General features: G+C 59.7%; 26 protein-coding genes. 12 read left to right on the plus strand and 14 right to left on the minus strand.

Going from position 1 to position 25,708, the window contains the following annotated elements; genetic code table 11:
* Positions 1-7: 7 nt before the first annotated feature.
* From AM571_RS26740 to AM571_RS26750, 3 genes are all read right to left on the minus strand, one after another.
* Positions 8-889, minus strand: a complete 882-nt coding sequence (locus AM571_RS26740) for a dihydrodipicolinate synthase family protein (RefSeq protein WP_074064056.1) — start codon at positions 887-889, stop codon at positions 8-10.
* Between the two features lie 117 nt (positions 890-1,006).
* On the minus strand, positions 1,007-1,984 hold the full coding sequence (locus AM571_RS26745; RefSeq protein WP_074064057.1) for an NAD-dependent epimerase/dehydratase family protein: 978 nt from the start codon (positions 1,982-1,984) through the stop codon (positions 1,007-1,009).
* Positions 1,985-1,992: 8 nt separating this feature from the next.
* Positions 1,993-3,204: a glycosyltransferase family 4 protein gene (locus AM571_RS26750; RefSeq protein WP_074064058.1), complete on the minus strand. Its 1,212-nt coding sequence runs from the start codon at positions 3,202-3,204 to the stop codon at positions 1,993-1,995.
* A 409-nt stretch (positions 3,205-3,613) separates the two neighbouring features.
* Here AM571_RS26750 and AM571_RS26755 point away from each other — a divergent pair, with 409 nt between their 5' ends.
* Entirely contained in the window at positions 3,614-4,018 is a 405-nt protein-coding gene (locus AM571_RS26755) for a response regulator (RefSeq protein WP_237358644.1), read from the plus strand.
* A 1,160-nt stretch (positions 4,019-5,178) separates the two neighbouring features.
* Here the strand turns inward: AM571_RS26755 and AM571_RS26760 are convergent.
* The 4 genes from AM571_RS26760 to AM571_RS26775 all read right to left on the minus strand — a co-directional run bounded on the left by AM571_RS26760 (position 5,179) and on the right by AM571_RS26775 (position 7,943).
* Complete coding sequence (locus AM571_RS26760) at positions 5,179-5,580, minus strand: cupin domain-containing protein (protein ID WP_074065591.1); 402 nt, start codon at positions 5,578-5,580, stop codon at positions 5,179-5,181.
* Between the two features lie 317 nt (positions 5,581-5,897).
* Positions 5,898-6,137 carry a tautomerase family protein gene (locus tag AM571_RS26765; RefSeq protein ID WP_074064059.1) on the minus strand — a complete coding sequence of 80 codons (240 nt, stop codon included), beginning with the start codon at positions 6,135-6,137 and terminating at the stop codon, positions 5,898-5,900.
* Between the two features lie 21 nt (positions 6,138-6,158).
* Positions 6,159-6,872 (minus strand): SDR family NAD(P)-dependent oxidoreductase, encoded by a 714-nt coding sequence (locus AM571_RS26770; protein WP_074064060.1) that lies wholly within the window; start codon positions 6,870-6,872, stop codon positions 6,159-6,161.
* A 138-nt stretch (positions 6,873-7,010) separates the two neighbouring features.
* On the minus strand, positions 7,011-7,943 hold the full coding sequence (locus tag AM571_RS26775; protein ID WP_074064061.1) for a LysR family transcriptional regulator: 933 nt from the start codon (positions 7,941-7,943) through the stop codon (positions 7,011-7,013).
* A 558-nt stretch (positions 7,944-8,501) separates the two neighbouring features.
* Between AM571_RS26775 and AM571_RS26780 the strand changes: the two genes are divergently transcribed.
* Entirely contained in the window at positions 8,502-8,708 is a 207-nt protein-coding gene (locus AM571_RS26780) for a CsbD family protein (RefSeq protein ID WP_074064062.1), read from the plus strand.
* A 233-nt stretch (positions 8,709-8,941) separates the two neighbouring features.
* Here AM571_RS26780 and AM571_RS37115 read toward each other — a convergent pair whose 3' ends face one another.
* The 3 genes from AM571_RS37115 to AM571_RS38280 all read right to left on the minus strand — a co-directional run bounded on the left by AM571_RS37115 (position 8,942) and on the right by AM571_RS38280 (position 11,118).
* Complete coding sequence (locus AM571_RS37115) at positions 8,942-9,490, minus strand: hypothetical protein (protein WP_196776382.1); 549 nt, start codon at positions 9,488-9,490, stop codon at positions 8,942-8,944.
* A 357-nt stretch (positions 9,491-9,847) separates the two neighbouring features.
* Positions 9,848-10,057, minus strand: coding sequence for a hypothetical protein (locus AM571_RS26790; protein WP_074065592.1), 210 nt, complete (start codon positions 10,055-10,057; stop codon positions 9,848-9,850).
* Positions 10,058-10,476: 419 nt separating this feature from the next.
* The gene (locus tag AM571_RS38280; protein WP_335727738.1) at positions 10,477-11,118 is read right to left on the minus strand and encodes a GFA family protein; all 642 of its coding nucleotides are present in this window, start codon (positions 11,116-11,118) and stop codon (positions 10,477-10,479) included.
* 250 nt (positions 11,119-11,368) lie between these two features.
* Here AM571_RS38280 and AM571_RS26805 point away from each other — a divergent pair, with 250 nt between their 5' ends.
* Positions 11,369-12,277 (plus strand): hypothetical protein, encoded by a 909-nt coding sequence (locus tag AM571_RS26805; protein WP_074064066.1) that lies wholly within the window; start codon positions 11,369-11,371, stop codon positions 12,275-12,277.
* Positions 12,278-12,417: 140 nt separating this feature from the next.
* Here AM571_RS26805 and AM571_RS26810 read toward each other — a convergent pair whose 3' ends face one another.
* The 4 genes from AM571_RS26810 to AM571_RS26825 form a co-directional block, all read right to left on the minus strand.
* The gene (locus AM571_RS26810; protein WP_074064067.1) at positions 12,418-13,716 is read right to left on the minus strand and encodes a D-tagatose-bisphosphate aldolase, class II, non-catalytic subunit; all 1,299 of its coding nucleotides are present in this window, start codon (positions 13,714-13,716) and stop codon (positions 12,418-12,420) included.
* Entirely contained in the window at positions 13,713-14,696 is a 984-nt protein-coding gene (locus AM571_RS26815) for a sugar kinase (protein WP_074064068.1), read from the minus strand. Before AM571_RS26815 ends, AM571_RS26810 begins: the two co-directional genes overlap by 4 nt.
* Complete coding sequence (locus AM571_RS26820; RefSeq protein WP_074064069.1) at positions 14,693-15,877, minus strand: ROK family transcriptional regulator; 1,185 nt, start codon at positions 15,875-15,877, stop codon at positions 14,693-14,695. The genes AM571_RS26815 and AM571_RS26820 overlap by 4 nt, the downstream gene beginning before the upstream one ends.
* 94 nt (positions 15,878-15,971) lie before the next feature.
* On the minus strand, positions 15,972-16,856 hold the full coding sequence (locus tag AM571_RS26825) for a sugar phosphate isomerase/epimerase family protein (RefSeq protein ID WP_074064070.1): 885 nt from the start codon (positions 16,854-16,856) through the stop codon (positions 15,972-15,974).
* A gap of 408 nt (positions 16,857-17,264) precedes the next feature.
* On the opposite strand from AM571_RS26825, the gene AM571_RS26830 reads away from it, so the two are divergent.
* The 9 genes from AM571_RS26830 to AM571_RS26870 all read left to right on the plus strand — a co-directional run bounded on the left by AM571_RS26830 (position 17,265) and on the right by AM571_RS26870 (position 25,636).
* A complete protein-coding gene (locus AM571_RS26830; RefSeq protein ID WP_074064071.1) occupies positions 17,265-18,215 on the plus strand; it encodes a helix-turn-helix domain-containing protein in 951 nt (316 codons plus the stop codon).
* A 238-nt stretch (positions 18,216-18,453) separates the two neighbouring features.
* Positions 18,454-19,887, plus strand: coding sequence for an extracellular solute-binding protein (locus tag AM571_RS26835; RefSeq protein ID WP_074064072.1), 1,434 nt, complete (start codon positions 18,454-18,456; stop codon positions 19,885-19,887).
* Positions 19,888-19,998: 111 nt separating this feature from the next.
* Positions 19,999-20,880, plus strand: coding sequence for a carbohydrate ABC transporter permease (locus AM571_RS26840; protein ID WP_074064073.1), 882 nt, complete (start codon positions 19,999-20,001; stop codon positions 20,878-20,880).
* Positions 20,880-21,716, plus strand: coding sequence for a carbohydrate ABC transporter permease (locus AM571_RS26845; protein ID WP_074064074.1), 837 nt, complete (start codon positions 20,880-20,882; stop codon positions 21,714-21,716). The genes AM571_RS26840 and AM571_RS26845 overlap by 1 nt, the downstream gene beginning before the upstream one ends.
* A 4-nt stretch (positions 21,717-21,720) precedes the next feature.
* A complete protein-coding gene (locus AM571_RS26850; protein ID WP_081377214.1) occupies positions 21,721-21,960 on the plus strand; it encodes a DUF2160 family membrane protein in 240 nt (79 codons plus the stop codon).
* 28 nt (positions 21,961-21,988) lie between these two features.
* Positions 21,989-23,032: an NAD(P)-dependent alcohol dehydrogenase gene (locus AM571_RS26855; protein WP_074064075.1), complete on the plus strand. Its 1,044-nt coding sequence runs from the start codon at positions 21,989-21,991 to the stop codon at positions 23,030-23,032.
* A 10-nt stretch (positions 23,033-23,042) separates the two neighbouring features.
* Positions 23,043-24,104: an ABC transporter ATP-binding protein gene (locus AM571_RS26860; protein ID WP_074064076.1), complete on the plus strand. Its 1,062-nt coding sequence runs from the start codon at positions 23,043-23,045 to the stop codon at positions 24,102-24,104.
* A 24-nt stretch (positions 24,105-24,128) separates the two neighbouring features.
* Entirely contained in the window at positions 24,129-24,899 is a 771-nt protein-coding gene (locus AM571_RS26865; RefSeq protein WP_074064077.1) for an SDR family NAD(P)-dependent oxidoreductase, read from the plus strand.
* An 11-nt stretch (positions 24,900-24,910) separates the two neighbouring features.
* Positions 24,911-25,636: an SDR family oxidoreductase gene (locus tag AM571_RS26870; protein ID WP_074064078.1), complete on the plus strand. Its 726-nt coding sequence runs from the start codon at positions 24,911-24,913 to the stop codon at positions 25,634-25,636.
* The last annotated feature ends 72 nt before the right edge of the window (positions 25,637-25,708 follow it).

Consider the following 25,708-nt stretch of genomic DNA (forward strand, 5'->3'; position numbering starts at 1 on the left):
ATGACGATCAAGCGGCCTTTTTTCGAAACAGGGCGTCAAAGGCGAGGGCAAGCTCGTTGCATCCTTCGCCGGATATTGAAACGAGCGGCGGGCGAACCGCAAGCCACATGTCATCACCACTCAGGTGCGCGATCATCACCTTTATTGCCGGGGTCACGGGGTGCTTCAGCAGGTCGGCCACGAAAGCAACGACGCGCGGATCATCCCTTCCTTCTTCGGCCATGCGCTTGATCTCCGGGGCGATGAAATTCGCCATGCCGGAGATTGCGCCCTGGCCGCCGAGGCGCGTTGCTTGTGCCAGGTGGCGCTCATCGCCGATCAAGATGATGAGATCATGATGGGCCTCGAGCAGTTTTTCGGTAAAGGCCCAATCGCCGGAGGAATCCTTGACGCCTGTCACAATTCCCGCAAAGGCCTGCCGCAGGCGGCCGATCAGCGCAACGCTCAACGGCACCATCGTGATGGAGGGAATGTTATAGACGATGATGTCGCGCGCTTGATCCCCCAGAATGCGGAATACGGCACAAAACCAGCGGAAAATGCCTTCGTCGCTGACATTCTTAAAATAGCAAGGCGGGGCCAGGAGAATGTTTCGAACGCCCATGGAAAGAGCATAGCCCGTCTGGGCAGCAGCATCCTCGGCGGCGTCGACCAGGACGCCCACGACAATTTGGGAGGGCTCGATGCCGGCCTCGATGAATGCCGCAAGCACCCTCTGGCGCTCAGTGCTGCCGATCGACGATCCTTCGCCGGTTGTCCCAAACAGCGTGACGCTGGAACAGCCAGCCGCAAGGCTCCGCTTTGCGTGTGCGATCATCGCAGAAACAGCAACGCGTTCATCGCCGTCGAAAGGGGTCGCCAGCGCCACCGATAATCCAAAACGCTCCAAGAACCTGCATCCCGCCAAACTGACTATTCAGTACGGATTGACTAACATGTTAGCTGTGGACCGGCAAGTGAAATATCGCCGACCGCTCGCGCCGGCGGGTGCAATAGGGTCCGTGGGTCAGACGCAGGCGGCGTCGAGGCGGTGATGATGTCCAAGGCAGCGCCGCACACCTTCCTCGATGCCGATCTTCGGCGCGAGTCCGAATGCCTTTTGAAGCGTAATGTCGCCGCAGCGGAAAAACACTCCCTCTGGACGGTTTGCCATTCCTCGCACCTGCGGTTCCCAGCCGAGCTCGCGGCAGATAAGCTCGGCAAGCGCAATGAAAGCGGTTGCTTTGCCTGTCGAGAGGTTAAGGCTTGCGCCTGATGGCAGCGCGTCCATCGTCTTCCAAATGAAATCGACGCAATCGGAAATGTGGATGAAGTCGCGGCATTGGCGACCGCTTCCCCAGACGAAGACTTCCGGCGCGCCGCGCTCCTTGAGAAGCCTGTTGCAGATGGCCGGGAAGGGATAGGCGAGGTCCTGGTCCTCGCCATAGCCACTGAACGGCCGGTAGGCAACGGCCCGGCCGCCATAGCGCTCGACATAAAGCTTCATCAGATATTCGCCGGTGAGCTTGGTCCAGCCGTAGCTGAGGTCGGGCACGCCAAGCGGGCGCTCGAACGAGATCATGTCTTCAGAAAGCCTCGTCTGCATCGCCTCAGTTTGCAATGCCACGGGATACGCCGCACTGGAGCTAAAATAGACGACGGTTGCGGGGCGGCATTCGCCTGCCCACCGCCAGAGCGCTGCGTCGACGGCGAGATCTTCGGCAACGAGCAGCGTCTGGTTCTCGAGCATCATTCGCCCGCCGACGAGCGCCGCGAGGTGAAACACATAGTCGAAATGCTCGCGGGTGCTTTCGAAAAATCCCCGGCAATCCTGCTCATTCAAGGTGAACTGACGATGCAAACGCTGGCTTGAAGAAGGTGGCCTTGCGCCCGTTCCCGGTTTTATAGGATCGACGCAGACCACATCGAAGCCCTCGGCCAAGAGCCGGTCACAGAGATGCCGGCCGACAAAGCCGCATCCGCCAGTCACGAGTGCACGCGTCATGATCCCCCCTAAGCAGCGAGAAATGCAGCCTCCCCTGCATAGATCGCGATCATCCGGCGTTCCCATTCTACGCGGCTGGGCGCAATCTTATTGCCGAAGGCGCGGGCGCCTTCTGCGAGCTTTTGCACAAGGCTGTCGCTCTTGACCTTCAACAACGCTTCGGCCAGTGAGGCGGCATCGCCGCTCTTGAACACCAGCCCCGCGCGGTTTTGCTCGATCTCGTCAGCAATGAGAGCATTGCTGCTTATGATTACCGGAATTCCACTCATGATTGCCTCGGCGGCCACCAGCCCGTAAGGCTCCGGCATCCGAGACGGCATCACGAATATCCGCGCCTGGTCGGCAAGCTCGGCTACGGTTTCATGGTCGAGCCAACCGGGCACCCAGCAATTTGGAAGCGTCACCTGCATCTCTTCGAGAAGCGGCCCGCGGCCGATCAGCGTTGCTGCCTGATTGGTCATGCGCAGTGCTTCGCCCAGCGTACGCACGCCCTTTTCCCAGGTCATGCGGCCGAGGAACATGATGCGTTCGTGCCGCCAAGGTTCCGTCGGCCGCCGCGTAAGCGGCTCGGTGGGTGTGCGCAAGGTCTGGAAATTCCTGATTGGCCCGGGGGTCAAGTAGGCTTCCATTTTCTCGTGAGCGAGGATCACCTCGATGCGCTGCCAAAAGTCGTCACCGACGCCAATCTGCCCCAGCATGCGCCGGAAGCGCCAAAGCTTGTGCAGATAGTTGCGCTTGTCGCAGTTGGTTGCCAGGCACTCGAGCGACATCGGTTTGACGGGGCAGATTTCGCCGCTCCTGTAGTTGAGCCGACCGCCATTCGGGCAGTTCAGGAAAAAGTCGTGGGCCGTTACGATGACGCGGGCCGGGCTCTCGGCCAGGGCATGAAAGATCGAAGGCGACAGGATCTGGTTCCAACCGTGCACATGAACGACGGTCTTTTCGCTGGATCGTGCCAACAGCATCGACAGCGCCTCGTAGGCCCGCTTGTTGAAGTGACGGTCGAAAACATTGGCGATGACAGGCCCGTCTCGAAGCGGCCTTTCGCCAAGCGCGATCGTCGGTAAGCGCAGACCGTATTCTTCAAGGCCGGTCCCGTCGTCGCCAACGAAGAAAGTGCAATCCATGGCGGCCCGCGCACAGGCCTGCAGACACTGGATCGCGACTTTCGTCGCTCCACCTTGGACAACGGAAACGTCGTTCACGACAATAAGGCGCATGGTCGAACCGCCCAAATCTACGCAGGGGCCAAGCGGGGACCAGCACCGGCAAAGGAAAACCAAAATCCCCGCTTTCAATGAGGCGATTTATCACGTCCGATTGCAATTCACCCAATGGCATTAGTCCGCAGTAATGAAGTGCCGGGGGATTGCTATTTAAAAACAATCTGCTGCTGCACGACCCACGTCAAATATCGCCAGCGTCGGGGTTTCTTCAGCCTGCTGACCGGGAATTGCTGTCGGTCAGCGGCGGACAAAAGCAACGCTGCGTAGACAGAGGGGCCAATGGCATGACACGGAAGTTGCAACTGCGCGCTGCATTCGATGCTTTACAATGTGAAGTGACTTTGAGCCCTATCGAATGTACGCTATTTGATGGCGCGCAATGGCGACAGCTGGGGGGTGCAAGATGACGATTGGAACTGTTCTGCTCCTTGAGGACGAGCCGATCATCGCTCTCGATGTCGAGAAGCTTCTTCAGGAAAACGGCGCCGAGAAGGTTATTACCCTGTCGACCTGTGCCGAGGCTATCGGATGGCTGGGTGTCAACACCCCGAATATCGCCATCGTCGATCCGCGTCTCAGCGATGGAATGTGCTCGTTTGCGGTGAAGACCCTTGCAGAGCGCAGCGTCCCCTTCATTCTCTATTCCGGCGAACCAGATGCGGCGATCGAGAGCGAACCCGCTTTCTCCGCAGGCCAGCTGCTTTGGAAGCCCTGTGAGCCCGAGAGACTGCTCGCCGCTCTCTCACGAGCTGCTATCGGTTCGGCTGAACATTCCGCCCGCACCGGTGGGCCTACGCTCCCGTTGTAAAAGGCACCAGCCGGACCACCGGCAGATGATCCGAGTACAACCAGAGCGCCTTTCGGTGATTTGGGACCTTAGTCCAAGTTGACGGAAAACGCCTCCAAGCTAAACTAGGCTCAGTCGTCCACTCTGCGGCGCTTTCGCATTTCTCAGTGCCCCGCCGCTTGCGGGGCATTTTTTCTGCACGGTGGTTCTGGTGTTTGCCGCAAGTGGCTGGAATACTTCATTTTCGGCATCGTCATAACGGGGACTGTGGCACTCTTTGCCTTGCACGGATGCGCAACGGCTTGCGCAGCGGCACCGCTCAAGGTTTCTAGGTGCCGTAGATTGACCTTTTGCGGCTCAGATGCGACGGGCTCGCCTCGCATGAACTGGATGCCCGCCGACAAAGTGGCTAGAGGACGACTGCTGACTTGAACGGAGCTGTCCCACCTGCCGAACCACCGTTCGTCACCTTGCCGACCTCGCTCGTGCAGTTTCCGGCATGGCAAAAACAACCACTCCACAATAGACGGCTTGCCGGTCATGGAGCTTGACTGTCGAAAAAATGGGCCGCAGGTAATTGCGGCCCATGAGATGTGAAGGTGTGAACCTCCAGAGGGGAACAGCTGGCGGCACCGGGAGGAGAAGGTACACGCGGCAGCTGTTTCTATATAGGACCAAAGCCAGCATTTAGCAACCCGGGATTGCCTGTCAATGCGTCGGGCAGGCCTTGTTCTTGTTGGCATTGAACTAGATCTGCAGCTCGAAGTAGGCAGTCGGTAAGGCCCATGGGCTACGGGACCCCGCGGTCCTTTGCACTAACCTGGCGACGTCAACGTCGGATCGACCGCCGCAAGCGATCCAGCTGACGTTCATCGCAACGATCGGGCAATCGCTCAGAAAAGAATTCCAGGCTCGTGAAGGTCCGACTTCGATCAGCCAGGCAAACAATCGAAGAACGAGCCGTCGTTCCCGTGCCGCAGACCGTCCCGTCAATTGGAGCAATCGCCCAGAAAATCCGGCCGATTGCTGCGCCCCAACACCTTGATTTCAGAAACCAGCCTGAAGCCCGACCCGCCATGTGATTGATGCTGCAGCCCGGGCGGGAAACAATGTGTCTGTGTTTTGCTTGCCGGAGGAAGGGGTCTTCGTTGCGGACTGCGACAGTACGCTGAGCGCATCATCTACTTGGCCGGTACGACGAGTGGCATCCCCTTTTTGACGATGTATGTGGCGAGTTCAGAGGCCTTGCCGCTGCCGACGTTTTTCGCGACGTGGGGCACTCCTGCGGGAATGAACAAGGTCTCGCCGGCCCTGAGCGTGATGGGCCTCCTATCCCCGAGCTGATATTCCAGCGAGCCTTCCAGGACATAGGCGATCTCTTCGCCGGGATGAGAATGCTTAGCGGCAATTGCGCCAGGTTCGAAGTCGACGCGCACCTGAACAAGTTCGCGTCCAGGCACGTCAAGGTCGTGCCGCAGAAGATCGGTGCGCTGAATTGTCAATTGTTGAGCCTGCGCCATGTGCGGCGTCACCGCGCTTGCGGCTATCGTCAGGGCAGCTGCAATGAGTCTGATCGTTGTCATATGGTCATCCTTTCGTATTGGGACCGAAACCGTCATCTTCGAGGACAGCAGCGCCATTTGAGCGAGGGCCTGTATCGTCGATGTGTCCGCGGGCTGCGCTTTTTGTAACGCCATGTAGAGGAACAAAAATCGCTCACGTCGAGGGTCGACCTTTTGCGGCCACTCGCTATGGATACGAGCGCCATGGTACTTTTTTCCCTTTTTTGAAAGGGCGGCGCCCAGTACAACCCTTTGACGATCTCACATCGACGCAGCGATCTCAGTCCTATCGTGAGTTTCTGGGCGAAACCCTCACGTGCGAACTTCCTGCCGGCGGCTCAAGGTTTTGCTGCCGGCGCACGCCTGGCGCGATACTGCGCCGTCGGAAGCCCGCCCCAGCCCCAATTGTCGAGATCGACCTCCTCGATCACCACATAGGTGGACTCAAGGGGTTTGTTCAGCACGTCGAGCAGCACCTCGCTGACGCCCTTGATAATGGCGGCCTTTTCCTCGGCGGTGATCGAATTGCGGTCAGCAGTGGTCCCCTCGCGGGTAACCTGTACGGTGACGATAGGCATTTTGGTCTCCCTTCGAGAAGTTCACCAGCGACCGGCGTTCTGGCCGCCATCGACGTGGAGGATTTCGCCGGTTACGAAACGAGCGGTTTCGAGATAAAGGACGGCATCGATGATGTCGCGGATTTCGCCCATTCGACCAACTGGATGCAATTTGGCGAGAGCCGAATGCGTCTCCACCGGATGCATCGGCGTCTTGATCACGCCTGGAGACACCGCGTTGACGCGAACGCCGCTCTTCGAGAACTCCATCGCCAGTGACCGGGTCACGGCGTTCAGACCGCCCTTGGTCAAGGAGGCGAGCGCCGATGGCATCCCGACCATTGGCTGATCGGCAAGGCTCGTGGTGATGCTGACGATATGGCCAGAACCCTGCTTCAGCATCTCGGCGGCAGCGCGCTGGGTAATGTGAAAGAAGCCGGCCACATTGACCCCGAGGTTGTGGTCATAGTCTTCCTGGGTCATCTCGATGAAAGGCTTGGCGAGGAAGACGCCGGCATTGTTTACCAGCGAATCGATGCGGCCAAAGCGCTCAATCCCTTCGCGCACGATCCGTTCGGCAGTCGCCGGGTGACTGATGTCGCCGGGCACGGCGTGCACATCCGGGTCCGTGCTGGGCTTGATCGAGCGAGATGTGGCGATAACACGGTAGTTCTCCTCGCGGTAGGCGCGGACCAATTCAGCGCCAATCCCTTGCGATGCGCCGGTGATGATGACGACATTTCGTTCAGTACTCATGGACCTACATCCTTTTCAAATGCAGCGGCGCTTTGCGCCAGCCCTTCGCCCTCGGCGTTGGTGCAATTGATTTAGATCCATCCGGTTGTCGGGAGAATTGCCGCTGTCTGGGTAACACTCCTCCGAAAATCGGCATAATCAGCCGAGTGTGCCTGCCTGCGCTGCCAGTCGTGCAAATTCCGAGCGCAGACGCGGCGTGGCGAAATCGACAAAGGCGCGGACCTTGGGTACGGACATGCGGCCATGTGGCGCGAGTAGATGAACCGGCAACGGGGCGTGCTCGGCATCTGCAAGCACGATTTTCAGCCGGCCATCCCGCACAAATTCCGCGACATGATACGAATAGAGCCTGGTCAAACCGCGACCCGCAGCGGCCAAAGCGGCTGCAGCGCGCACGCTGTTGACGATGCACCTCGGCGTGAACTGGACTGTCCGGGGAATGGATGAGCCCTGGGCCGGCGTGAAGTTCCACGAGTCGAGACCGAAATTCGTAAATGCAACGATTTGGTGGTTTGTGAGATCTGCCGGTTCTTCGACGCGGGGATGAGCGGCAAGATAGCGAGGAGATGCGACAACAACGCGCCGCACATCGCCACCGACCCGGGTGGAAATGAGTGATGAATCGGCGAGATGGCCGATCCGCAAGGCAATGTCGACGCCTTCGTCCACCAGATTGACGAACCGATCCAGCAGGAGAAGTCGGATTGAAACGGGCGGGTGCAAGTCAAGGAAATCGTCCAGTATGGGACGCACCACCTCTTCCCCGACGATCGGCGGCGCCGAAATCGTCAGCATCCCACGAGGGGCGGAACGCTCACCGCCGGCGAGCATGTCGGCCTCTTCGAGATCGACGAGCACCCGCCGGCAGGCTGCGGCGTAACGCTGACCGGCGTCGCTGAGCTTGAGGGTGCGGGTCGTTCGATGCAGCAGTTCAACGCCGACATGGGCTTCCAGGAAGCTCAGCGCCCGACTGACCGCAGTCGGTGATCGTTTCAGCCGCCGGGCGGCCCCTGCCAGGCTGCCTTCGTCGATCGCGGTGACGAATACCTTCATTGCATCGATACGGTCCATTTCAGTCTGCCGATCTGGGATAGTGGGCCAATCAGCAAGTGTTCACCCGGAAACAGCAAGAAGTAAACATGCCGTCGGACCCGGACGAGCCGCGAGTTGATCGGTACGCGCTCAGCAAATCTGGTACGACGACTACAGTGATCAGACGTGCTGCTTCGGCAGCAGCTTGGCATCCGTGTAAGCTCTCAAGCAGCCCCGGGCTCAACGGAAGTACCAAAGCACGCGCTGAGAAGTCGCGGACGGGCGAGCTCGTTTGACCAAAACCGCCCCCCGGGCCTCTGCGGCCCGGCCCAGGCTCCACGGGTTCGTGGTGTCCACAGGAGGCTGAAGGTCGATCACTCAAGAAAGCTCGGATACTCGCGAATGCGCGGACTTTTGTTGGTGCACAGCACGGCGCACGCACGCACGCAAGGCAAGCCGCGGCAGCCGTCATAGCCGGGTCGTGAAAGGCGCTGACGGCCCACTCGAACGACTTGTATGCCCCGTCAGGTGCCGCCCTTCAAGGAACAAAACATGCCACGGACCGTTTTGTCCAAACAACAAAAAGGAGGAAGCACTATGGATTGGAACCGCGTCGAAGGTAATTGGAAACAGATGAAAGGCAAGATCAAGGAACAGTGGGGCAAGCTCACCGACGACGACCTTGATCAGATCGCCGGCAAGCGCGATCAGTTGGAGGGAAAGATCCAGGAGCGCTACGGATTGGCCCGCGACCGCGTCCATCGAGACGTCGATGATTGGTATGAAAACCAGACGTGGCATTAAGAAACCAGACGTGGCATTAAGAAACAAACCCGGCTGAACGCCGGGTTTCATTTCTCGCGACGGCAAGATCAATGACAACGGGCCGCCCGTACCTGCCCCGCAAAAGTCTCCTTGTTCGTTTCTGCACACCGAGAAGCAGGGCCGTCTAACACGGCACCTCGCTCTCGCACACTTTGGGCGGCCAGCTCTGCTTGCGGGGTGCCTCACTCACCAACCGCAATGTGGTTGCGTGATTAATCGCATTTTTCTTTCCGGGCCTTTGCTGCAGCGGTTTTTTCGCCATGCTGCTGTGCCACCATGTCCTGTTCAGACGTGGCAAGATTGGGGTTTTTGGCCAACGGCAATATGCCACCTTCCTTCTGGGGTGCGTTGGCGCCAGCCGCGTTCGCTTGCGCTTGCGTGGTTTGACTGCCTTCCATCGGAGCATGCGCCCCATCTTTGGCGATGCCGCTACGTTCCTCCGTCTTTGTGGACCCGGTTATGTCCACGCAGTCGGCGAAGCTCGGATGGGATGTCAAAGCTGCCATGCAGACGGCAATCAGCGTCAACGAAGTGAGTTTCATGACACTTCTCCTGTTGTTGTTATTGTTCCATCCTAACAAGTCAGCACATTCGAGGTTCCCAACGTTGCCCTCTTGATTGGCGGGGAGATCGCGCGGCAAAGGACTACAAATCCCGATCATAACGGCTTGCCGTCCGGAACGATCGATCTGCAGGTACTTCAAGGGGCCGGCCGCCGGCGACCGATCGCGAAGCCGGATATCCCCAGTCTTCGGCATCATGGCCTCTAACCGGCAAGCGGTGAAAGCCGGCGCCGATCGGCTTGATGAGAAACGACACCTCTGCCGATGATATCCAGCCAAAAGGACGGCTATGGGAGGCTGGTCATCATGGACTCGCCTCCAAAGAAGCAAGAGGCGAGCCCCTGGCCGCACGTGCTGGCGGATGTTGCCTTCCAATCTGCAGCATTGCACGCGGCCGGTAGCTTCAATTACCGGAGCGATGATAAAGTTCCTCTACCTTTATGTGCAATCGAGCGGATCGCCGGTCCACCAACAAAAAGCGGCAAAAATTGCCAATCATGATGGCCATCATTCTCAAGCCGCCCACCAGGCATCGTTGCGGCAAACCTCGCCGTGTCAATCCACGACCTGCACGTCTTCCTTCCGAAGGTCGTCGATGGCATCTATCGCTTCCTCGGGGGACCAGCCTGCCCGCATCGCGGCAGCAACCAGACGCACTTCGGCCTCCTGCTGAAGTTTCAGATAGAGCCCTTCAAGCGCCTCTCTTGCTGTGACGACATGTTCATCGTGGAGCGGAATAGCCGGAATTCTATCGAGTTGAGGCATTTTCATCTCCCTGTTAATACTGGTTTTTCCTCGGTGTCGCCGTTCGAGCTGCCTACGGGCGTTTGCTATTGCGACACGAAAGCGACGTTCTTCATCGACGAAATCTTCTTCGGTTTGCGACGTGCGCTTAGCAAGGTTACACAATCTAGCTGCAGCACTTGTCATCCGCTCGATGTTGAAGCGCCCGCACTGCAGCTAGAGTTTGAGCTAGGTGTGTCAACCCGGAGTGTCAGCGTGGGAACTGCCAAGCGAGGGCCGGGGCGTGCAGCGCACCAAGTTGCCAGGCCAATCAACCGCCGACAGTGAACCGCTTTGCCCTCCATCTTCGGGCCGCGTGCGCCTTCGAAAAAAGAACTGCCGGCGCACCCGCATATGCGCCAAACCGGAAATGACGACAGCGCGTTGTAATCCAGCGCAAGCTAGAATCTCTCCTGCGTCTGTTCTTCTGGCAAACCGGGTCCGCATTCCGCCCATCGCAGGCGGCTTTCGACGCCGTAGTGCCCCGCCGGTCGAATCCGCTCGGGATGATCGAGAGACCCGGCGGTCAGCCTTATCAATTCGTCCCCGTCATACTGCAGAAAGAGCGGTGTCCCGCAGTTGGCGCAGAATCCACGTGTTGCAATCGGTGACGACCGGTAGACGGACGGCTTTCCCGTCGTCCAAACGAAATCAGAAAGCCTTGCCTGGACTAGAACCGCGAACGGTCCGCCCGTTGCCCGTTTGCACATATTGCAATGGCAATAGCCTGAATGGGGCGGTTCGCCGTGAAATTCATACCGGCATCCTCCACAGAGGCATCCGCCTGTCCATTTTTCCTGGTCGCTCATGACTTGCAAACCACGATCAGCAGGGTTTGTTCCAGTGTGGTCTTCGAGGTCATGTGTCCGATAGCAGCTGGGTATGGCAAAGCGAACATTTCTGGCTTCCATTTCGTCCGGCTGGCAGCTGGTAGCACGCGCAAGTTCTGCATTATTCAATCTTGCCGCGGACCCTGCCTCCATCGTCCAGGATCCGATCCGCAGCGGCGCAGCCTGCCACATGCAAACGCACATCCCCCGCATCTTCGCAATGATCGATCGGCTGACATAATCAAGGCCGCGATCTGTTGCCGGTGCGGTCGGAGTTTAGCAATGGTGGTCGGGAGACAGACTACCGGAACATTGAACAGGCGTTAGCGTTAAGTCTCTGCAATAACTTCAAAACCTCAAGATCGGAGGCAACGCCATGGGTCGCGGTATTCTTCTTTGGCTTCTCGGTATTCCACTGCCGATCGTCATTCTCCTTGTTCTCTTCATGCGATAGGAGGTGTCAATGTCGATGTCCATGACAGGTCCAGACGTCGCGGCCACTCCTGTCGAATCGTCCAAGTCCGCGATGTCGTGGGGACCGATCCTCGGCGGCGCTATTGCTGCCACGGGCGTTACCCTCATCCTTCTGCTTCTAGGATCTGGCGTCGGGCTGACGATGGTGTCACCTTGGACGGGACAGAGCGCCTCGGCAGAGTCAATTGGTGTGACCGCCGCGATCTGGCTTGTGGTCGTGCAGTGGTTGTCGGCAGCGTTGGGTGGCTACCTCACCGGCCGGCTTCGCACAAGATGGGCCGCTGTTCACACCGACGAGGTCTTCTTCCGGGATACTGCCCATGGCTTGATCAGTTGGGCGGTCGCCACGATTTTCGTGGTCGGCTTCCTGACGTCATCTTTGACCTCGCTTGCCGGGGCCGGCGCGCAGGCAGTCGGCCAGGCAGCGACCAATGCCAGCCTTGCTGGCGCTGTCGCAGCAGGATCATCACAGTCGCCGGCAACCGATCTGTCGGCGGCCTATTTCACCGATGCTCTGCTTCGACCAGACCGAAATCGCGCGCAGGCCACGACCGACCAAGGCGCAGCCACGGCTGAAGTTTCGAGAATTCTTCTGCAAGGTGCCGCTCAAGGCGGGATCCCCGCAGAAGACAAAGACTACCTCGCTATGATCGTGGCATCACATGCAGGTCTTTCGGAGGCCGATGCAAAGACCCGCGTCGAGGCCATCTTGAAGCGTGTGGAGGATGCCAAGGTCGCGGCTCAAAAGACTGCAGACGAGGCACGTGAGGCAGCGGCAACGACAGCAATGCTCGGCGCCCTGTCGCTCCTGATAGGTGCTTTCATTGCCTCTGCTGCCGCAGCACTGGGAGGCCGACAGCGGGACGAGGAAGAAGACGTAATTCTAAAACGCACGTGAGACCGACATGCGCCCATGTCCTTTATGCTCTGGAGTCGCGGAACTGCGGAGGCTTCGAGGCAGACAAGTGCGTGACAAACCAGGCTTGATCGGCCTCTGCCGAAACCAGTTTTGTTGAGCAATTTGCCGCGGGTGCGAGCTTATCCTTGAGAGCATGCCCGTGGTAATCGGTCCGGCCGGTGAGCACTTTGGTATCCGTCGAGAACCGCCCGCACCGCATCGATCAGCAATTCCTGCGGTTCGAGCGGCTTTCCGGCGTACCTTGCAAAAATGGGCATATGCTGCCGGAAAAGAGGTGCGGGGATGATCCGGCCGTCGAGAGCTTTTATGAGCCGGAAGGTGGCCGCTTCCGCCGCCGGGTGATTCCAGTAGTAGCGAATTCGATCGGAATAGGAATAGTGTCGCAGGGTGTGTCGCTTGGCCCGCGAACCGTGATAGTGGCCCTTCCAGTGACCGGGGTTCTCCCTCATCAGCCCGTCCATAACGGCCATGAGGTTTCGGCTCGGATAACCGGGGATGGAGTCGCTTGCGATCAGGTCGAGTCCGTACAGTGCTTCTCGAAGTGCGAAGGTCAATTCCGGTCCGACCTTGAGGATGGCGAACCCGTCCTCGACGAGTTGTCGCAGCGCCTCCACGCCCTGAAAGTCAGTCGAATGTGCCTCATAGACAAGGGCGGGCTCCTCGTCGAGCAGCGCAGAAAGGGCTTGCGCTTTCGCCCGGTCGTAGACGATGACGTTTTCGTTGCCGAATTCGACTCCGGGCTGGACGACGAGCGCCAGCACGCGGTCGAAGGCCCTGGCGAGCCCCGCTTCGTGGAACTGCGTCCGATGCAGAGCAATTGTCTTGCGCGCCGCGTCCACGTGCGTCGGTTCGAGCGTGGTGATTAAATGATCCGCGCCGCCAGGCGGCGGTACTTCGGTGCCGATGACATAGACCGGTCGTTCACCGCCTGAAGAGGCAGCGCACCGTTCTGCCACAGCCGCCAGCCTCACCGCCCGCTCGGCGGTCGTGGCGTCGTCGAGCGCGACCGGTTCACCCGCGCAGCCCATGGACGTATCGAGATGGAGCTTGCAGAAGCCAGCCTCGACATAGGCGGCGATCATGTCTTCCGCTTTGGCCATGGCGACATCGGCAGGTTCCTCACGCCATGGATTTGGGCCAAGATGGTCGCCTCCAAGGATGACCTTGTCTCGCGGCAGACGCTCTTGGTCGGCAATCTGCTCCACCAGCGCCACAAAATCACGGGGCTTCAAGCCCGTGTAACCACCGAACTGATTGACCTGGTTGCAGGTCGCCTCGATCAATACCGGACCATCGCACCCCACGGCCTGTCGTAGGGCAGCGCGGATCACGATGGGATGAGCCGAGCAAACGGAAGTGATGCCAGCCATGCCGCCCGTGCGTCGGCTGCGAGCCAGGTTGCCGAGCATGGACGTCATCGGCTGCGCCCCGGTGTCATGGCGATGAAGGCGTCAAGTTCGGCGCGGGTGCCGGCTCCCTCCATCGGTCCCTTGGCGGTAACATTGCGCGCGCCGGCGGCATTGGCATAGGTGAGCGCCTGTTCGATCGGCATACCGAGCCGGCGGCACGCGACATAGGCGCCGCCGAAGCAGTCTCCGGCGCCGGTCGGATCGATTTCTTCGACTGCGAAGGCCGGGCAGTCGATGCGTCTGCCGTCCCGCGTGAAGACGGTCGAACCCTTCGCGCCGCGCTTGAGTGCGACTTCGCTGGCGTTGCGGGCGAAGAGCGCACGCACCGCCTCGCTTTCGCCCGTAACGCCAGCCGCGACGAACAGCTCATCTCCAGACGGAAGGATCAGGTCGGCGATATCGACAAGACTTGCGAAGCGGGCGCGCGTTTCGGATTGCCCGAGCAGTTCCTTGCGGACGTTCGGGTCGAAGGAGATGCTGCCGCCGCGAGCCTTGATCGCCGCAATCGCGTGTTCGATAATCTCGATGGTGCCGGATATGGCCAGCGCGGTTCCCATAACATGCAGATGGCCCGATCGGGCAATGAGCGCCCGCGCGGCGGCGCTAAGGTCGATCTGGGCGGCGGCGGATCTTGCTATGTTGAAAACGAAATCGCGCGTACCATCCGTGCGGTAGCGCACGAAGGCGCTGCCGGTTGGAAATTCCGCGCTGATCGAAATGGCCGAGACGTCGGCGCCGTCTGCACGTAACCGCGCGACATTGACGCGGCCGAAGTCGTCGTCGCCCACGCAGGCGATGATGCCGGCCGCACCGCCTATTCTGGCGCATTGATCGATAAATATCGCCGGAGCCCCGCTGGGGTAGGGGCCGATAAGAGTGATCGGCTCGAGAAAGCCCGTGCCGCGATCCGTTGCCATGATCTCGACGAGGATCTCGCCGATCGTTATCGTTGGTCCAAGGGCATCGGGAGCTAAGCCGTTCGATGTCATGCAGCATCCTCGGCAGGGCGCGCGCTGTCGGCCAGGAGATAGCGCTGGTGAAGCATGCAGGCAGCGCCGAAGGCTGGCCCTACCGTCTCATCGTCGTTTGTTTCGATCAAAGGCAGCGGAAAGCTTTCCTCCTGCATGGAGCGAATGTGATGCAGCACGCGCGCCGCCATCAGCGGATAGAGCGCGGCGACCGAACCGCCAAGCACGATCCTGTCGGCATCGATGATCCTGCAGGCCTGGATCAGGCCGTAAGCCAGCGCACGGGCCCAGTCTTCTGCTATGGCGACGGCGCCGGGAACGCGATCGCGCACATCGGTCAGAAAAGTAGCGAAGTTCGGTTCCGGCTGCCTCGAGACGGAACGATAGATGCTCAGGATGCACTCCAGACCAAGGACGCTTTCAAGGCTGCGGCCGGGCGCATCGGCACCATCGATGCGCAGATGCCCGATTTCCCCGGCCAGTCCCCGCGCGCCGCGAAGAACGGTTCCGTCGACGACGATACCACCGCCCACGCCACTTTCCATCACGAGATAGAGCGTGACTCCCGAATGGACCTCCCGAGCGCCGTAGCTTGCGCCGGTCGCAAAGGCGTTTGCATCATTCTCCACCATGATCGGCAGTTGTGCCGGCACGGCCGCACGCACGAGATCGGCGAGCTGTATGTTCTGCCAGCCGAGCAGGGGAGCGGTGTTGATCAACCCCTTTCGGTCCATTTGCGCCGGCACGGCGATGCCGAGCCCCTCGCAGCGGCCGCGATGTTCGGCCGGCAATGTCTCGAAGGCAATCGCGACGGCGCGCGAAACGGCAGCCTCGACATCGACGGACGGGCCGTCGAAGGGCTCCATGCGGTTGTTGACGATGCGGCAGGCGAGATCGACCTCGACCACCGTGATGTGTTCGACGCCGATCTCGATGCCGAGAAAATAGGCGGCGCCGGGCATAAGTTCGAGCATGATGCCCGGCCGCCCGGCGTGGGTCGCCTGTGCCTGCTCGGCGGTTCCCACCTCGCGGACGAGGCCATCGGCGGTGAGGCCGGCAATGATATGGCCGGACGAGGAGCGATTGAGGCCTAAAATGCGAGCGAGCTCCGCCCGACTCAAGCGCCCGTGACGATAGAGCGCCCGCATCGCTGCGAGTTCATTGCGCTGGCGGATTCCGCTCGCAGGCGCGATCGAACCCATTTCATTCACGGACGGTTCTCCTTGCCTTTCTTTTCGGAACACCGATTACGACGCCTCGGTATTTAGGGATCTGCCTTGCCTCCATCTTTCGCCGTCACGGCCGCGCAACGGTCGCGCGACGGCGTTTCGCCTCGTCCAACTTGAGATCGATGAATTGCTTTGCATGCTGCGCGAGCGGCAGGTTTTCACTCCAGGTGTCGCGCCAGATCGCGCAGGCAAGCGACAGACCTTCGTCGACGACGGCGCCGGAGAAGGATTCGAAGGTGATGTCGCGCTGGTAGTCGATGTCAAGCAATGCGTCGAACACCCGATCGAAATTGATGACGCCGTCGCCGAGATAGCCGCGATTGCTTTCGCCAATATGAAAATAGCCGATCTTGTCGCCCGCAAGCCTGATGGCCGCCGCCGGGTTCGCTTCCTCGATGTTCATGTGGAATGTGTCGAGGTGCAGCCGCACATGCTGCGAGCCTACCTGCTCGATGAAGGCGAGGCCCTGGGCGGTGGTGTTGAGAAGATTGGTCTCGAAGCGGTTCACCACTTCGAGAACAAGGTCGATCCCTGCAGACTGGGCAAGGTCGGCCGTCCTGGCGATCGCCGCGACACTATTGTCCCATCCTTTTTTGGTGGGCATGCGGGAGTATTTCGTGTGGGCGGAATAAAGGATGCCACCGAGCTTTGTCCCGCCGATGTCGCGCACGGCGCGCACGGCGTCGGCCAGCATGTCTTCGCCCGCTCGCACCGCCTGCCCGTCTTCGCTCGAAACGTCATGGGTGACCGGAAGGCCCATGGTGACGGCGATGTCGAGGCTAAGCGCGGCAGCTCGCCTTGACAGTGCATCGAGATCGAATTTCTCTGGTCGCAGATAGGCGAACTCAATCAGGTTGTAACCGCAGGAGGCGGATTTCTCCATTGCTTCCTCGAGCATCGACTGGGTTTGTCCGCCCGTCCAAACGAAGGAATGAATACCCAACCGGCCCATGTCTCCCCTCCAAAAGGTATGTTGCATTGTGCAACAAATAAAACTTCGACTGCGTCTGTCAAGCGGATTTGAACATCCGTGCTGCTCGAGCATTCGATGCCGATATGAGCAAATGCCTTATTATGCCCGGAAATGTCCCAAGAGACGCGCACGAGCGCGGCAAACCTTGGGGTCGTGAGATTGGTATTGACAGCCTTTCCAAATGAACTAATTTGTTTTTTAGGGCAACATATAAGGCGCAAACCAGCGCCAAACGGAAGGCGGACGTGCAGGGTGATCCAAAGGCGCTCGCTTGCTTTTAAGCTGCGACTGGCCCAAGGAGCCGAACGACGAGAAGCTCTTTTGGCGTGCATGCCGACATGGCCCGCCTGGGAACCACGACCTGCCTGTCGGGAGGAGGTTATTTCCATGAAAGCCGATTTGCGGATCGTACCCGATTTCGAGATGATCATCTGCCCGCCAGCAGAATCCTTTCGCTGGAACATGCATGACTACCCTTATTTCCGGGCGAAGTGGCACTACCATCCTGAATACGAACTGCATCTCACCCGCACGACTTCGGGCGTTATGATGGTGGGCGACTATATCGGCGAGTTCGAGCCTGGCTGCCTGGTACTGACTGGTCCGAACGTGCCGCACAATTGGGTCAGCGACATCGAGCCCGGCAAGCTGATCCGCAACCGCGATGTGCTGATCCAGTTCACGCCCGAATGGGCCGATCGCGTAGGCTCATTTTGTCCCGAGCTTGGGACGATTAAGCCGCTTTATGAAGATGCGGTCTACGGCGTGCAGTTCTTGGGCGCAACTGCGCTCGAAGGCCGGCGGCTGCTCGCGCAGGTGGGCTCCGCCCACGGCGCCGAGCGTGTAGTGCTCTTCCTGCAGCTGATGATCGCGCTGGCACGCAATCCCGCCGAGCGGCGCAGGCTGTCGCGGCTGGCGCCAGCCTCTTTTCAGATGGATCTGCCCCATGAACTTGATGTCGCAATGCGTTATGTGCTGGAGCACTACAGCGACGACATCGACCTTGCCTCGGTCGCAAAGGTCTGCGGTCTCGAGCCGCAGGCCTTCTCGCGCTTTTTCAAGCGCCAGACCGGTCACACCTTCGCGCGCTACGTCATCCTTGCGCGCATTTATGCCGCCTGCTCATTGCTCACCCAGACCTACCGTCCGATCACCGAGATCTGCTTTGAGGTCGGGTTCAACAACATTGCCAATTTCAACAGGCAGTTCTTCAAGATCTGCGGGCGCACACCCTCGGATTACCGGCGCAACGCACACAAGATCGGAACGCAGGCGCGAAGCGATCCCTTCCGGGAAATCCGCGCCTATTCGGCCGTCGCAGTCGGCGAAAAAGTATAGGTCGCCAGCAAACCACGCGTGGCGGAGCAAAAGGCCGCACACTAAGCTCTTCCCACGCCAATAGGAACGAAGCCGGGAAAAAAGCCCACAGGCCGCGATCCTGCAAAGGCGAACCGTATCTGGAAGCCGGGAGGAGCCGAGCTGCCGGAACCTGGGAGGAGCCGACATCTGTCGGTCGTGGGAACGTACTTGCCGGCCAGCGCCCGCAAGTGGTGCAAAGGCACAAGGAGGAGGAATTATGATCAGGAAAAGTGGAATTGGGATCGCCGCGCTTGCGATCGGTGTTCTTACCAGCGTAATACCCGCAAAGGCCGATTTCTGGTCGGATGCCGGCGCGAAGTACAAGGGGGTCGTCCTGCACGGCGTGACCGAAAGCACGCCGCCGTCCAACTACATCAAGGACGTGCTTGCGCCGGAATTCGAAAAGAAGACAGGCATCAAGGTCCAGATCGAGACCACCTCCTGGGACCAGATGTACGACAAGGCCATCAAGGACATGGAAGCCAAGACCGGCATCTATGACATGGTCTATATCGAGCAGGACATCATCTATGCCTATCTGGCGCGAAACTTCCTGATCGACATTTCGAAAGCGCTGAAGGACGATCCGTCGCTGAAGGCGCCGGAATTCGACGAAACCCATTTCACGACATTCGCCAACTACTTCAAGAATGCCGAGGGCAATCTCTTCGGCATTCCGATGGAAGCCTTCATCAAGGTTTATCTCTATCGCACCGACCTCTTCAACGATCCAAAAATCCAGGAAGCCTTCAAGAAGGAGACCGGCAAGGCCCTGGCTCCGGCCAAGACCCATGAGGAATATACGCAGATTGCTGAGTTCTTCACCAAGTACGGCAAGGACAACGGTTTGGAGCTCTGGGGAACGACGGCCCAGGCGCATACCGGTCACCCGGCCTCCTGGTATGAATTCTTCGAGTCGATCGCTCCGACATTCGGCGTCTACAACTGGGGTATCGACGCCAGCAACAATTATGCCGCCTCCGTGAAGAATGGCGGCCAGATGAACAGCGACAAGGCCAAGGCTGCCATCAAGTACTGGCTGCATCTGCGCGACATCGCTCCGCCTGAATCTGCTGCTTCAACCTGGACGGAAGTCGGGACGACATTTGCCGCCGGCCGCGTCGCGCAGGGCCTGGTTTATGGCGAGAACGCCGCCTGGATCGCCTCTGATGCAGAAAAGTCCAAGGTCGTCGGCAATGTGGGCGTCGCGCTTCCGCCCACCGAAGCCGATGTCCTCAAGGAGGTCGAGGGCGGCAAGGGCTATCTCGGCTACTATGACGGCGGTGCCTTCGGCTTGCCGATCACATCGAAGAACAAGGAAGCGGCCTTGCTCTTCCTGCAGTTCATTGGCCAGGATTCGGTTCAGCCCGACTGGGCGATTGCCGCACCCCGCATCACCAATACCTCGACCTATGATGATCCCAAGGTCCTCGACATGGATAAGAAGCTGAATGGCTACTACACCATGCTCAAGGACCAGGGAAAGCTCTTCGCCGGGGCGCCGCCTTTCCCCTTCCATGCGCAGGTTCGTGAAGCCACGGCGCCGATCTTCTACAAGATCCTCCTGGGCGAAGTAGGTCCCGATGAAGGCCTCGACCAGATGGCTGAGGCGGCCGAAACAGAGCTGAAGAATCTCGGCTATCGCAAATAACACCGACAAGTGCCTGCGTCCGGGTGGCCCCTCCCAGGACCGCCACCCGGGCGCAGTTGCCCTTGGTGCAGGCTGTCGATCTGCGCGAACTTCTTTCGGGAGCACGAATTCATGCGTTCAAACACGGTCGGTTGGCTGATGCTCGCCCCGACGATCGCAATCCTTGGCGTCTTCGGCATCATCCCTTTCTTATACGTGCTTTACGTGGCATTCCACCAGTGGAACCCGTTTGGCGCCAGCCCCGACATGATCTACAACGGCGCCAACAATTTTCGCCGTCTGGTCTTCGACGCCGAATTCCTGACCTCCATCGCCTTCACCATGAAGTTCGCATTCTTTGCGGTACTGAGCGAGATCGCGCTGGGCTATCTCCTCGCCCAGCTCTTCATGAAGGAGTTTCCCGGACGTGGCTTCTTCCGCACGATCCACACACTGCCCCTGATCGTCGCGCCCATCGTCGTCGGCTCGGTCTGGCGTCTGATGACGACGCCCAGCATCGGCATCATCCCCTATCTCCTGAGAAACTGGTTCGGCTATGATCTCAACATCGGCCGTGACGCCACCACCGCTTTCACCCTGACCGTCATCATGGACATCTGGCACTGGACGCCGCTGGTGACGCTGACACTGCTTGCCGCACTGCTCGCCCTGCCCAAAGAGCCGTTCGAACAGGCGCAGATCGATGGCGCCAACCGCCGCCAGATCTTTTGGCACGTCACACTGCCGATGATCCGACCGGCTATCCTCGCAACGGTCTTCATCCGGTTGATGGACGCGCTGCGCACTGTCGACGAAGTCTGGATGCTGACATCGGGCGGGCCGGGGGCGGCAACCCGTTATGTCGGTCTGCACATCTGGAAGATCGTCTTCCCAAAGACCGACTACGGCTATGGCGCCGCGATCTCGGTGATCGTCCTCTACCTAACCCTGGTGATGTGCTGGCTGCTCTATGTCGCCCTCGTGGCTCGACGCCAACGCAAAAGGACATTCTGATGCAGGGCCGCAATCCCCTTCTTTACATGGCGCTTTGGCTGTTCCTCAGTCTGTTGACGCTTTTCCCGATCTATTGGCTTTTCGTCATTTCGGTGAAGCCGGCAGTCGATCTGTTCACGACACCGAGCCTGTTCCTCGACGCGATCTACTGGAAGAACTACGTCAACGTCTTGGGCAATGAGACGCTGCGCGGCTACATGCTCAATTCGATGATCATATCCAGCGGCAACGCCGTGCTGGTCACCGTGCTGGCCTTCATGGCTTGTTATGCGCTCTCGCGCTTCGACCTCGCAGGCAAGGAGAACATCTTCTTCTGGACGATCACCAACCGCATGGCGCCGGCGGCGGTGTTCTTGCTGCCGTTTTTCCTGCTCTTCACCCAGATCATCACCTTCGGCGACTGGAAGCTTTACGACACCAAAATCGGGATGATCCTGCTTTATTGCACGTTCAACCTGCCTTTCGCGATCTGGACGCTGAGGCCTACCATCGACGGAATTCCTAAAGAGCTCGACGAGGCCGCGACCGTCGATGGTGCCTCGACGTGGCAGGTTATCCACGAAGTCATCTTCCCGCTTGCACGGCCAGGTCTTGCCGTCACGCTGATCCTCACCTGGGTCTTCGCCTGGAACGAGTTCCTGCTCGCCGCGACCCTGACCAGCTTCAACGCGCGCACCATCACCACAGGACTTTCGGAATATGTGACGACAACGGGAACCGAATGGGGGGCGATGGCGGCGATCGCCGTGATCACGCTCATCCCCGCGCTCATCATATTCGCAGTGGTTCAGCGGCATATCGTGGCGGGTCTCACCTTCGGCGCAGTCAAGGAGTAGAGCGATGCAGGAGCCATTTGACCCCGGACAGATCGATTCCGAACCGGAAGTGGCGGGCCGCAAATCCGAGCGGAGAGGCTTCCTGCCGATCACCACCAACTGGTTCGACCGCGTCTTCGTCGGCATCTACCTGTTCGTGGCGCTCGAACTCTTCTGGATGCGGTTCCTCGAACAATCGATTCCGCTGACGGTCTGCCACGTCCTGGCCATCGCGCTCGCAGTCCTGATCGTATGGCGCGGCTGATGCTTCTTGAGAAAATAGGACAGAGACAATGAAAGCACTGGTACTGGAAGAGAAGATGAAGCTGTCGCTGCGCGATTTCCCGATCGAGCGTGACGAGGTGCTCGGCCCACGCGACGCTCGCATCAAGCTTCACACCGTCGGCATCTGTGGCTCCGACGTCCATTACTATACACATGGCGGCACCGGTATCTTCCAGGTGAAGGCGCCGATGATCCTCGGCCACGAGGCGTCTGGCACGGTGATCGAAACCGGAGCCGAGGTCACCTCGCTCAAGGTCGGCGACCGGGTCTGTATGGAGCCGGGCATTCCCGATTCCAACAGCCGCGCCGCGCGCCTGGGGCTCTATAATATTGATCCGGCAGTCCGCTTCTGGGCGACGCCGCCCATCCATGGCGTACTCAGGCCGACGGTCGTCCACCCGGCCGATTTCACCTACAAACTGCCCGACAACGTGTCTTTCGCCGAAGCCGCCATGGTCGAGCCGCTGGCTGTGGGTGTGCATGCCGCCACCAAGGCGCAGGTCAGGCCGGGCGACATAGCCTTGGTGATCGGCGCTGGTCCGATCGGCCTGGTGACAGCGTTGTCGGCTGTCGCGGCCGGCTGCGCGCGGGTGTTCGTGAGCGACATCGATGACGCAAAGCTGGAGCTTGCCGCCAAGCTCGGTCCGATCTCACCGGTCAACGTCTTGCGGCAGGAACTGGCCAGGGAGATCCTTTCCGCCACCGGCGGCTGGGGGGTTGAGATCGTTTTCGAGTGCTCCGGCCATCCCGCAGGCGCCGAGGGCGTATTCGACCCGCTGGCACCTGGCGGTCGTGTGGTCTTCATCGGCTCGCAGGTCCATCCGATCCACTACGACGTCGGCAAGGCGATGGTGCGGGAGGCGCGCGTGGAGCATGTCTTTCGCTATGCCCATGTCTTTCCGCGTTGCGTGGCCATGCTGTCATCAGGCGCGATCGACGTGAAGCCGCTCATCACCCGTACATTCGATTTCGACGAGAGCGTCCGTGCTTTCGAGATCGCGGCTTCCGCTGCGAAGGGCGAAGTCAAGATGCAGATCGCACTGCCGCAATAGAGGAACTCATATGGCTCACGTCACCGTCAAGAACGTTACGAAGAATTATGGTGCGCTGCCGGTCATCCACGGTGTCGGCATAGATATTGCCGATGGCGAATTCGTCGTGCTGGTCGGGCCGTCCGGCTGCGGCAAGTCCACCCTGCTGCGAATGATCGCAGGGCTTGAGACGATCTCCGGAGGCACGGTCGCAATCGGCGGCAGAGTCGTCAACGACGTCCTTCCAAAGGACCGTGACATCGCCATGGTTTTTCAGAATTACGCGCTCTATCCGCACAAGACCGTAGCAGACAATATGGGCTTTCCTCTCAAGCTCAAGGGCGCGCCAAAGAGCGAGATCGAAGCGAAGGTCCGAAGGGCGGCCGAAATCCTCGATCTCGGCAAATTGCTTGATCGCTACCCGAAACAGCTCTCGGGCGGCCAGCGCCAGCGCGTCGCCATGGGGCGCGCGATCGTCCGAGATCCGCAGGTCTTCCTGTTCGACGAGCCGCTTTCCAATCTCGATGCCAAGCTGCGCGTGACCATGCGCGTCGAAATCAAGGAACTTCACCAGCGGCTGAAGACGACCACCATCTACGTGACGCATGACCAGATCGAGGCCATGACAATGGCCGACAAGATCGTCGTGATGCGCGACGGACGGGTGGAGCAGATCGGCGCGCCGCTTGATCTTTATGATCGTCCGGCCAATGTCTTCGTGGCAGGTTTCATCGGCTCGCCGTCGATGAATTTTGTTCCCGGCAGATTGGCAAAGGAAAGCGGCCGGCCGGTGTTTGTCAGCGACAAGGGCACCGTGCTGCCGGTGCCGGAGGGAGCGCCGAGCCACGGCGAGCCTGTCATCTACGGCGTCCGTCCAGAGCATATCGATGTGCGGCCTGACGGAATGCCTGCGACGATCTCGGTTCTCGAACCTACCGGCTCGGAAACACAGATCTTTGCACATCTCGGCGGCGATGCCATCATGGCGGCTGTTCGCGACCGCATCGCCGCGCTGCCGGGCGAGGCTGTCTCGCTGCGGATCGAACCGGCCCGCGTTCATCTGTTCGATGCCAGGAGCGGCCGGCGTCTTTAATTCTGCATGGTCACGGAGCGAGATATGTTCTTCGAGAAATTCCGGATGGATGGTCAAACCGCTGTGGTGACCGGCGGCGGACGGGGTATCGGCCTTGCCTGTGCCGAAGCGCTTGCCGAGGCGGGCGCCCGAATCGTCATCATCGATCGCGACGAAGCGGTGGCCGAATCGGGCAGGCATGTCTTGGCCGGCAAGGGTGTCGAAGCCGATGCGCTGGTCCTCGATGTCACCGATTCTGCAGCCGTCGACACGGCCGCCGCGGATATCTTCGCAAAGCACGGTCGCATCGACGCGCTGGTCGCCAACGCAGGCATTGCGCGAACCGGTACGGCCGCAGAGGATACCCCCGACGAACTCTGGCTCAATGTCAACGATGTGAACTACAACGGCGTCTTCTGGTGCAATCGCGCCTTCGGCCGGTACATGCTGAAGGCCGGCCGCGGTGCAATCGTCAATATCGGTTCGATGTCCGGCTATATCGTCAACCGTCCACAGCTGCAGACTTATTACAACGCCTCAAAGGCCGCCGTCCATCACCTGACGGCGTCACTTGCTGTGGAGTGGGCTGAGCGTGGCGTGCGCGTCAACGCCGTCGCACCGACGTATATCGAAACCGAAATGACGAAGACTGTGGTCGACAAGAAGATGATGGACATCTGGATTCGTGACACGCCGATGGGCCGGATGGGCCAACCCCATGAGATTGCGTCGGTGGTACATTTTCTAGCCTGCGACGCATCGAGCCTGATCACTGGCGCGACCGTCAAGGCCGACGGCGGCTTCACTTGCTGGTAGGAGGATTGGCGATGGATTTTTCGAACAGGCATGTGGTGGTAACCGGCGCCGGCAAGGGTATCGGGCGGGCGACCGCCGTCATGCTGGCTCAGCGTGGGGCCAAGGTGACCGCGCTATCGCGCTCGGTGGCCGATCTTGAGGAATTGAAGAATGAAATAGGATGTATCCCGGTGGCCGTCGATCTTGCCGATCCGGACGCGACACGCGCGGCGGCCCTTAAGTCCCTGCCGGCCGATTTTCTGATTAATTGCGCCGGCACGACCGAGCTTGAGTCTTTTCTCGATCTCAAGGTCGAGAACTTCGATCTGCTCTACGCCGTCAATACGAGGGCACCGATGATCACTTCGCAGGAATATGCCCGCGACATGGTGAAGAACGGCCGCAAAGGCGCAATCGTCAACGTATCGAGCGTCGCGGCCTTTGTCGGTATTCCCGATCACGCCGCTTACTGCGCTTCCAAGTCCGCTCTCGACGGGCTGACCCGGGTGATGGCCAAGGAACTTGCGCCGAAGGGCATACGGGTCAACGGCGTGCATCCCACCGTGACGCTTACGCCCATGGCCATCAAGGCCTGGAGCGATCCACAAAAGGCAGCCGGCATGCTCAACCGCATTCCTGTCGGCCGTTTCGCCGAACCCGAAGACGTTGCCGAGGTCATTCTTTTCCTGCTTTCTGACGAGGCAGCAATGGTCAACGGCCTGTCGATGCCTGTGGATGGTGGTTACATGATCGCCTGACGATTTTGCGAGGCAGATGCCTCAAATTTAAGCCTTCCCGCCGCGGTCTGGCGGCCTCAGATTTTCAAGGAT

The sequence above is a fragment of the Rhizobium etli 8C-3 genome (assembly GCF_001908375.1).
Taxonomy (GTDB): domain Bacteria; phylum Pseudomonadota; class Alphaproteobacteria; order Rhizobiales; family Rhizobiaceae; genus Rhizobium; species Rhizobium etli_B.

Excerpts from the sequence above, each read along its gene's own strand:
- AM571_RS26745 (WP_074064057.1), bottom strand. The coding sequence starts at position 1,984 with ATGACGCGTGCACTCGTGACTGGCGGATGCGGCTTTGTCGGCCGGCAT.
- AM571_RS26750 (WP_074064058.1), bottom strand. The coding sequence starts at position 3,204 with ATGCGCCTTATTGTCGTGAACGACGTTTCCGTTGTCCAAGGTGGAGCG.
- AM571_RS26755 (WP_237358644.1), top strand. The coding sequence starts at position 3,614 with ATGACGATTGGAACTGTTCTGCTCCTTGAGGACGAGCCGATCATCGCT.
- AM571_RS26760 (WP_074065591.1), bottom strand. The coding sequence starts at position 5,580 with ATGACAACGATCAGACTCATTGCAGCTGCCCTGACGATAGCCGCAAGC.
- AM571_RS26765 (WP_074064059.1), bottom strand. The coding sequence starts at position 6,137 with ATGCCTATCGTCACCGTACAGGTTACCCGCGAGGGGACCACTGCTGAC.
- AM571_RS26770 (WP_074064060.1), bottom strand. The coding sequence starts at position 6,872 with ATGAGTACTGAACGAAATGTCGTCATCATCACCGGCGCATCGCAAGGG.
- AM571_RS26775 (WP_074064061.1), bottom strand. The coding sequence starts at position 7,943 with ATGGACCGTATCGATGCAATGAAGGTATTCGTCACCGCGATCGACGAA.
- AM571_RS26780 (WP_074064062.1), top strand. The coding sequence starts at position 8,502 with ATGGATTGGAACCGCGTCGAAGGTAATTGGAAACAGATGAAAGGCAAG.
- AM571_RS37115 (WP_196776382.1), bottom strand. The coding sequence starts at position 9,490 with ATGATGCCGAAGACTGGGGATATCCGGCTTCGCGATCGGTCGCCGGCG.
- AM571_RS26790 (WP_074065592.1), bottom strand. The coding sequence starts at position 10,057 with ATGCCTCAACTCGATAGAATTCCGGCTATTCCGCTCCACGATGAACAT.
- AM571_RS38280 (WP_335727738.1), bottom strand. The coding sequence starts at position 11,118 with ATGCGGGGGATGTGCGTTTGCATGTGGCAGGCTGCGCCGCTGCGGATC.
- AM571_RS26805 (WP_074064066.1), top strand. The coding sequence starts at position 11,369 with ATGTCGATGTCCATGACAGGTCCAGACGTCGCGGCCACTCCTGTCGAA.
- AM571_RS26810 (WP_074064067.1), bottom strand. The coding sequence starts at position 13,716 with ATGACGTCCATGCTCGGCAACCTGGCTCGCAGCCGACGCACGGGCGGC.
- AM571_RS26815 (WP_074064068.1), bottom strand. The coding sequence starts at position 14,696 with ATGACATCGAACGGCTTAGCTCCCGATGCCCTTGGACCAACGATAACG.
- AM571_RS26820 (WP_074064069.1), bottom strand. The coding sequence starts at position 15,877 with ATGGGTTCGATCGCGCCTGCGAGCGGAATCCGCCAGCGCAATGAACTC.
- AM571_RS26825 (WP_074064070.1), bottom strand. The coding sequence starts at position 16,856 with ATGGGCCGGTTGGGTATTCATTCCTTCGTTTGGACGGGCGGACAAACC.
- AM571_RS26830 (WP_074064071.1), top strand. The coding sequence starts at position 17,265 with ATGAAAGCCGATTTGCGGATCGTACCCGATTTCGAGATGATCATCTGC.
- AM571_RS26835 (WP_074064072.1), top strand. The coding sequence starts at position 18,454 with ATGATCAGGAAAAGTGGAATTGGGATCGCCGCGCTTGCGATCGGTGTT.
- AM571_RS26840 (WP_074064073.1), top strand. The coding sequence starts at position 19,999 with ATGCGTTCAAACACGGTCGGTTGGCTGATGCTCGCCCCGACGATCGCA.
- AM571_RS26845 (WP_074064074.1), top strand. The coding sequence starts at position 20,880 with ATGCAGGGCCGCAATCCCCTTCTTTACATGGCGCTTTGGCTGTTCCTC.
- AM571_RS26850 (WP_081377214.1), top strand. The coding sequence starts at position 21,721 with ATGCAGGAGCCATTTGACCCCGGACAGATCGATTCCGAACCGGAAGTG.
- AM571_RS26855 (WP_074064075.1), top strand. The coding sequence starts at position 21,989 with ATGAAAGCACTGGTACTGGAAGAGAAGATGAAGCTGTCGCTGCGCGAT.
- AM571_RS26860 (WP_074064076.1), top strand. The coding sequence starts at position 23,043 with ATGGCTCACGTCACCGTCAAGAACGTTACGAAGAATTATGGTGCGCTG.
- AM571_RS26865 (WP_074064077.1), top strand. The coding sequence starts at position 24,129 with ATGTTCTTCGAGAAATTCCGGATGGATGGTCAAACCGCTGTGGTGACC.
- AM571_RS26870 (WP_074064078.1), top strand. The coding sequence starts at position 24,911 with ATGGATTTTTCGAACAGGCATGTGGTGGTAACCGGCGCCGGCAAGGGT.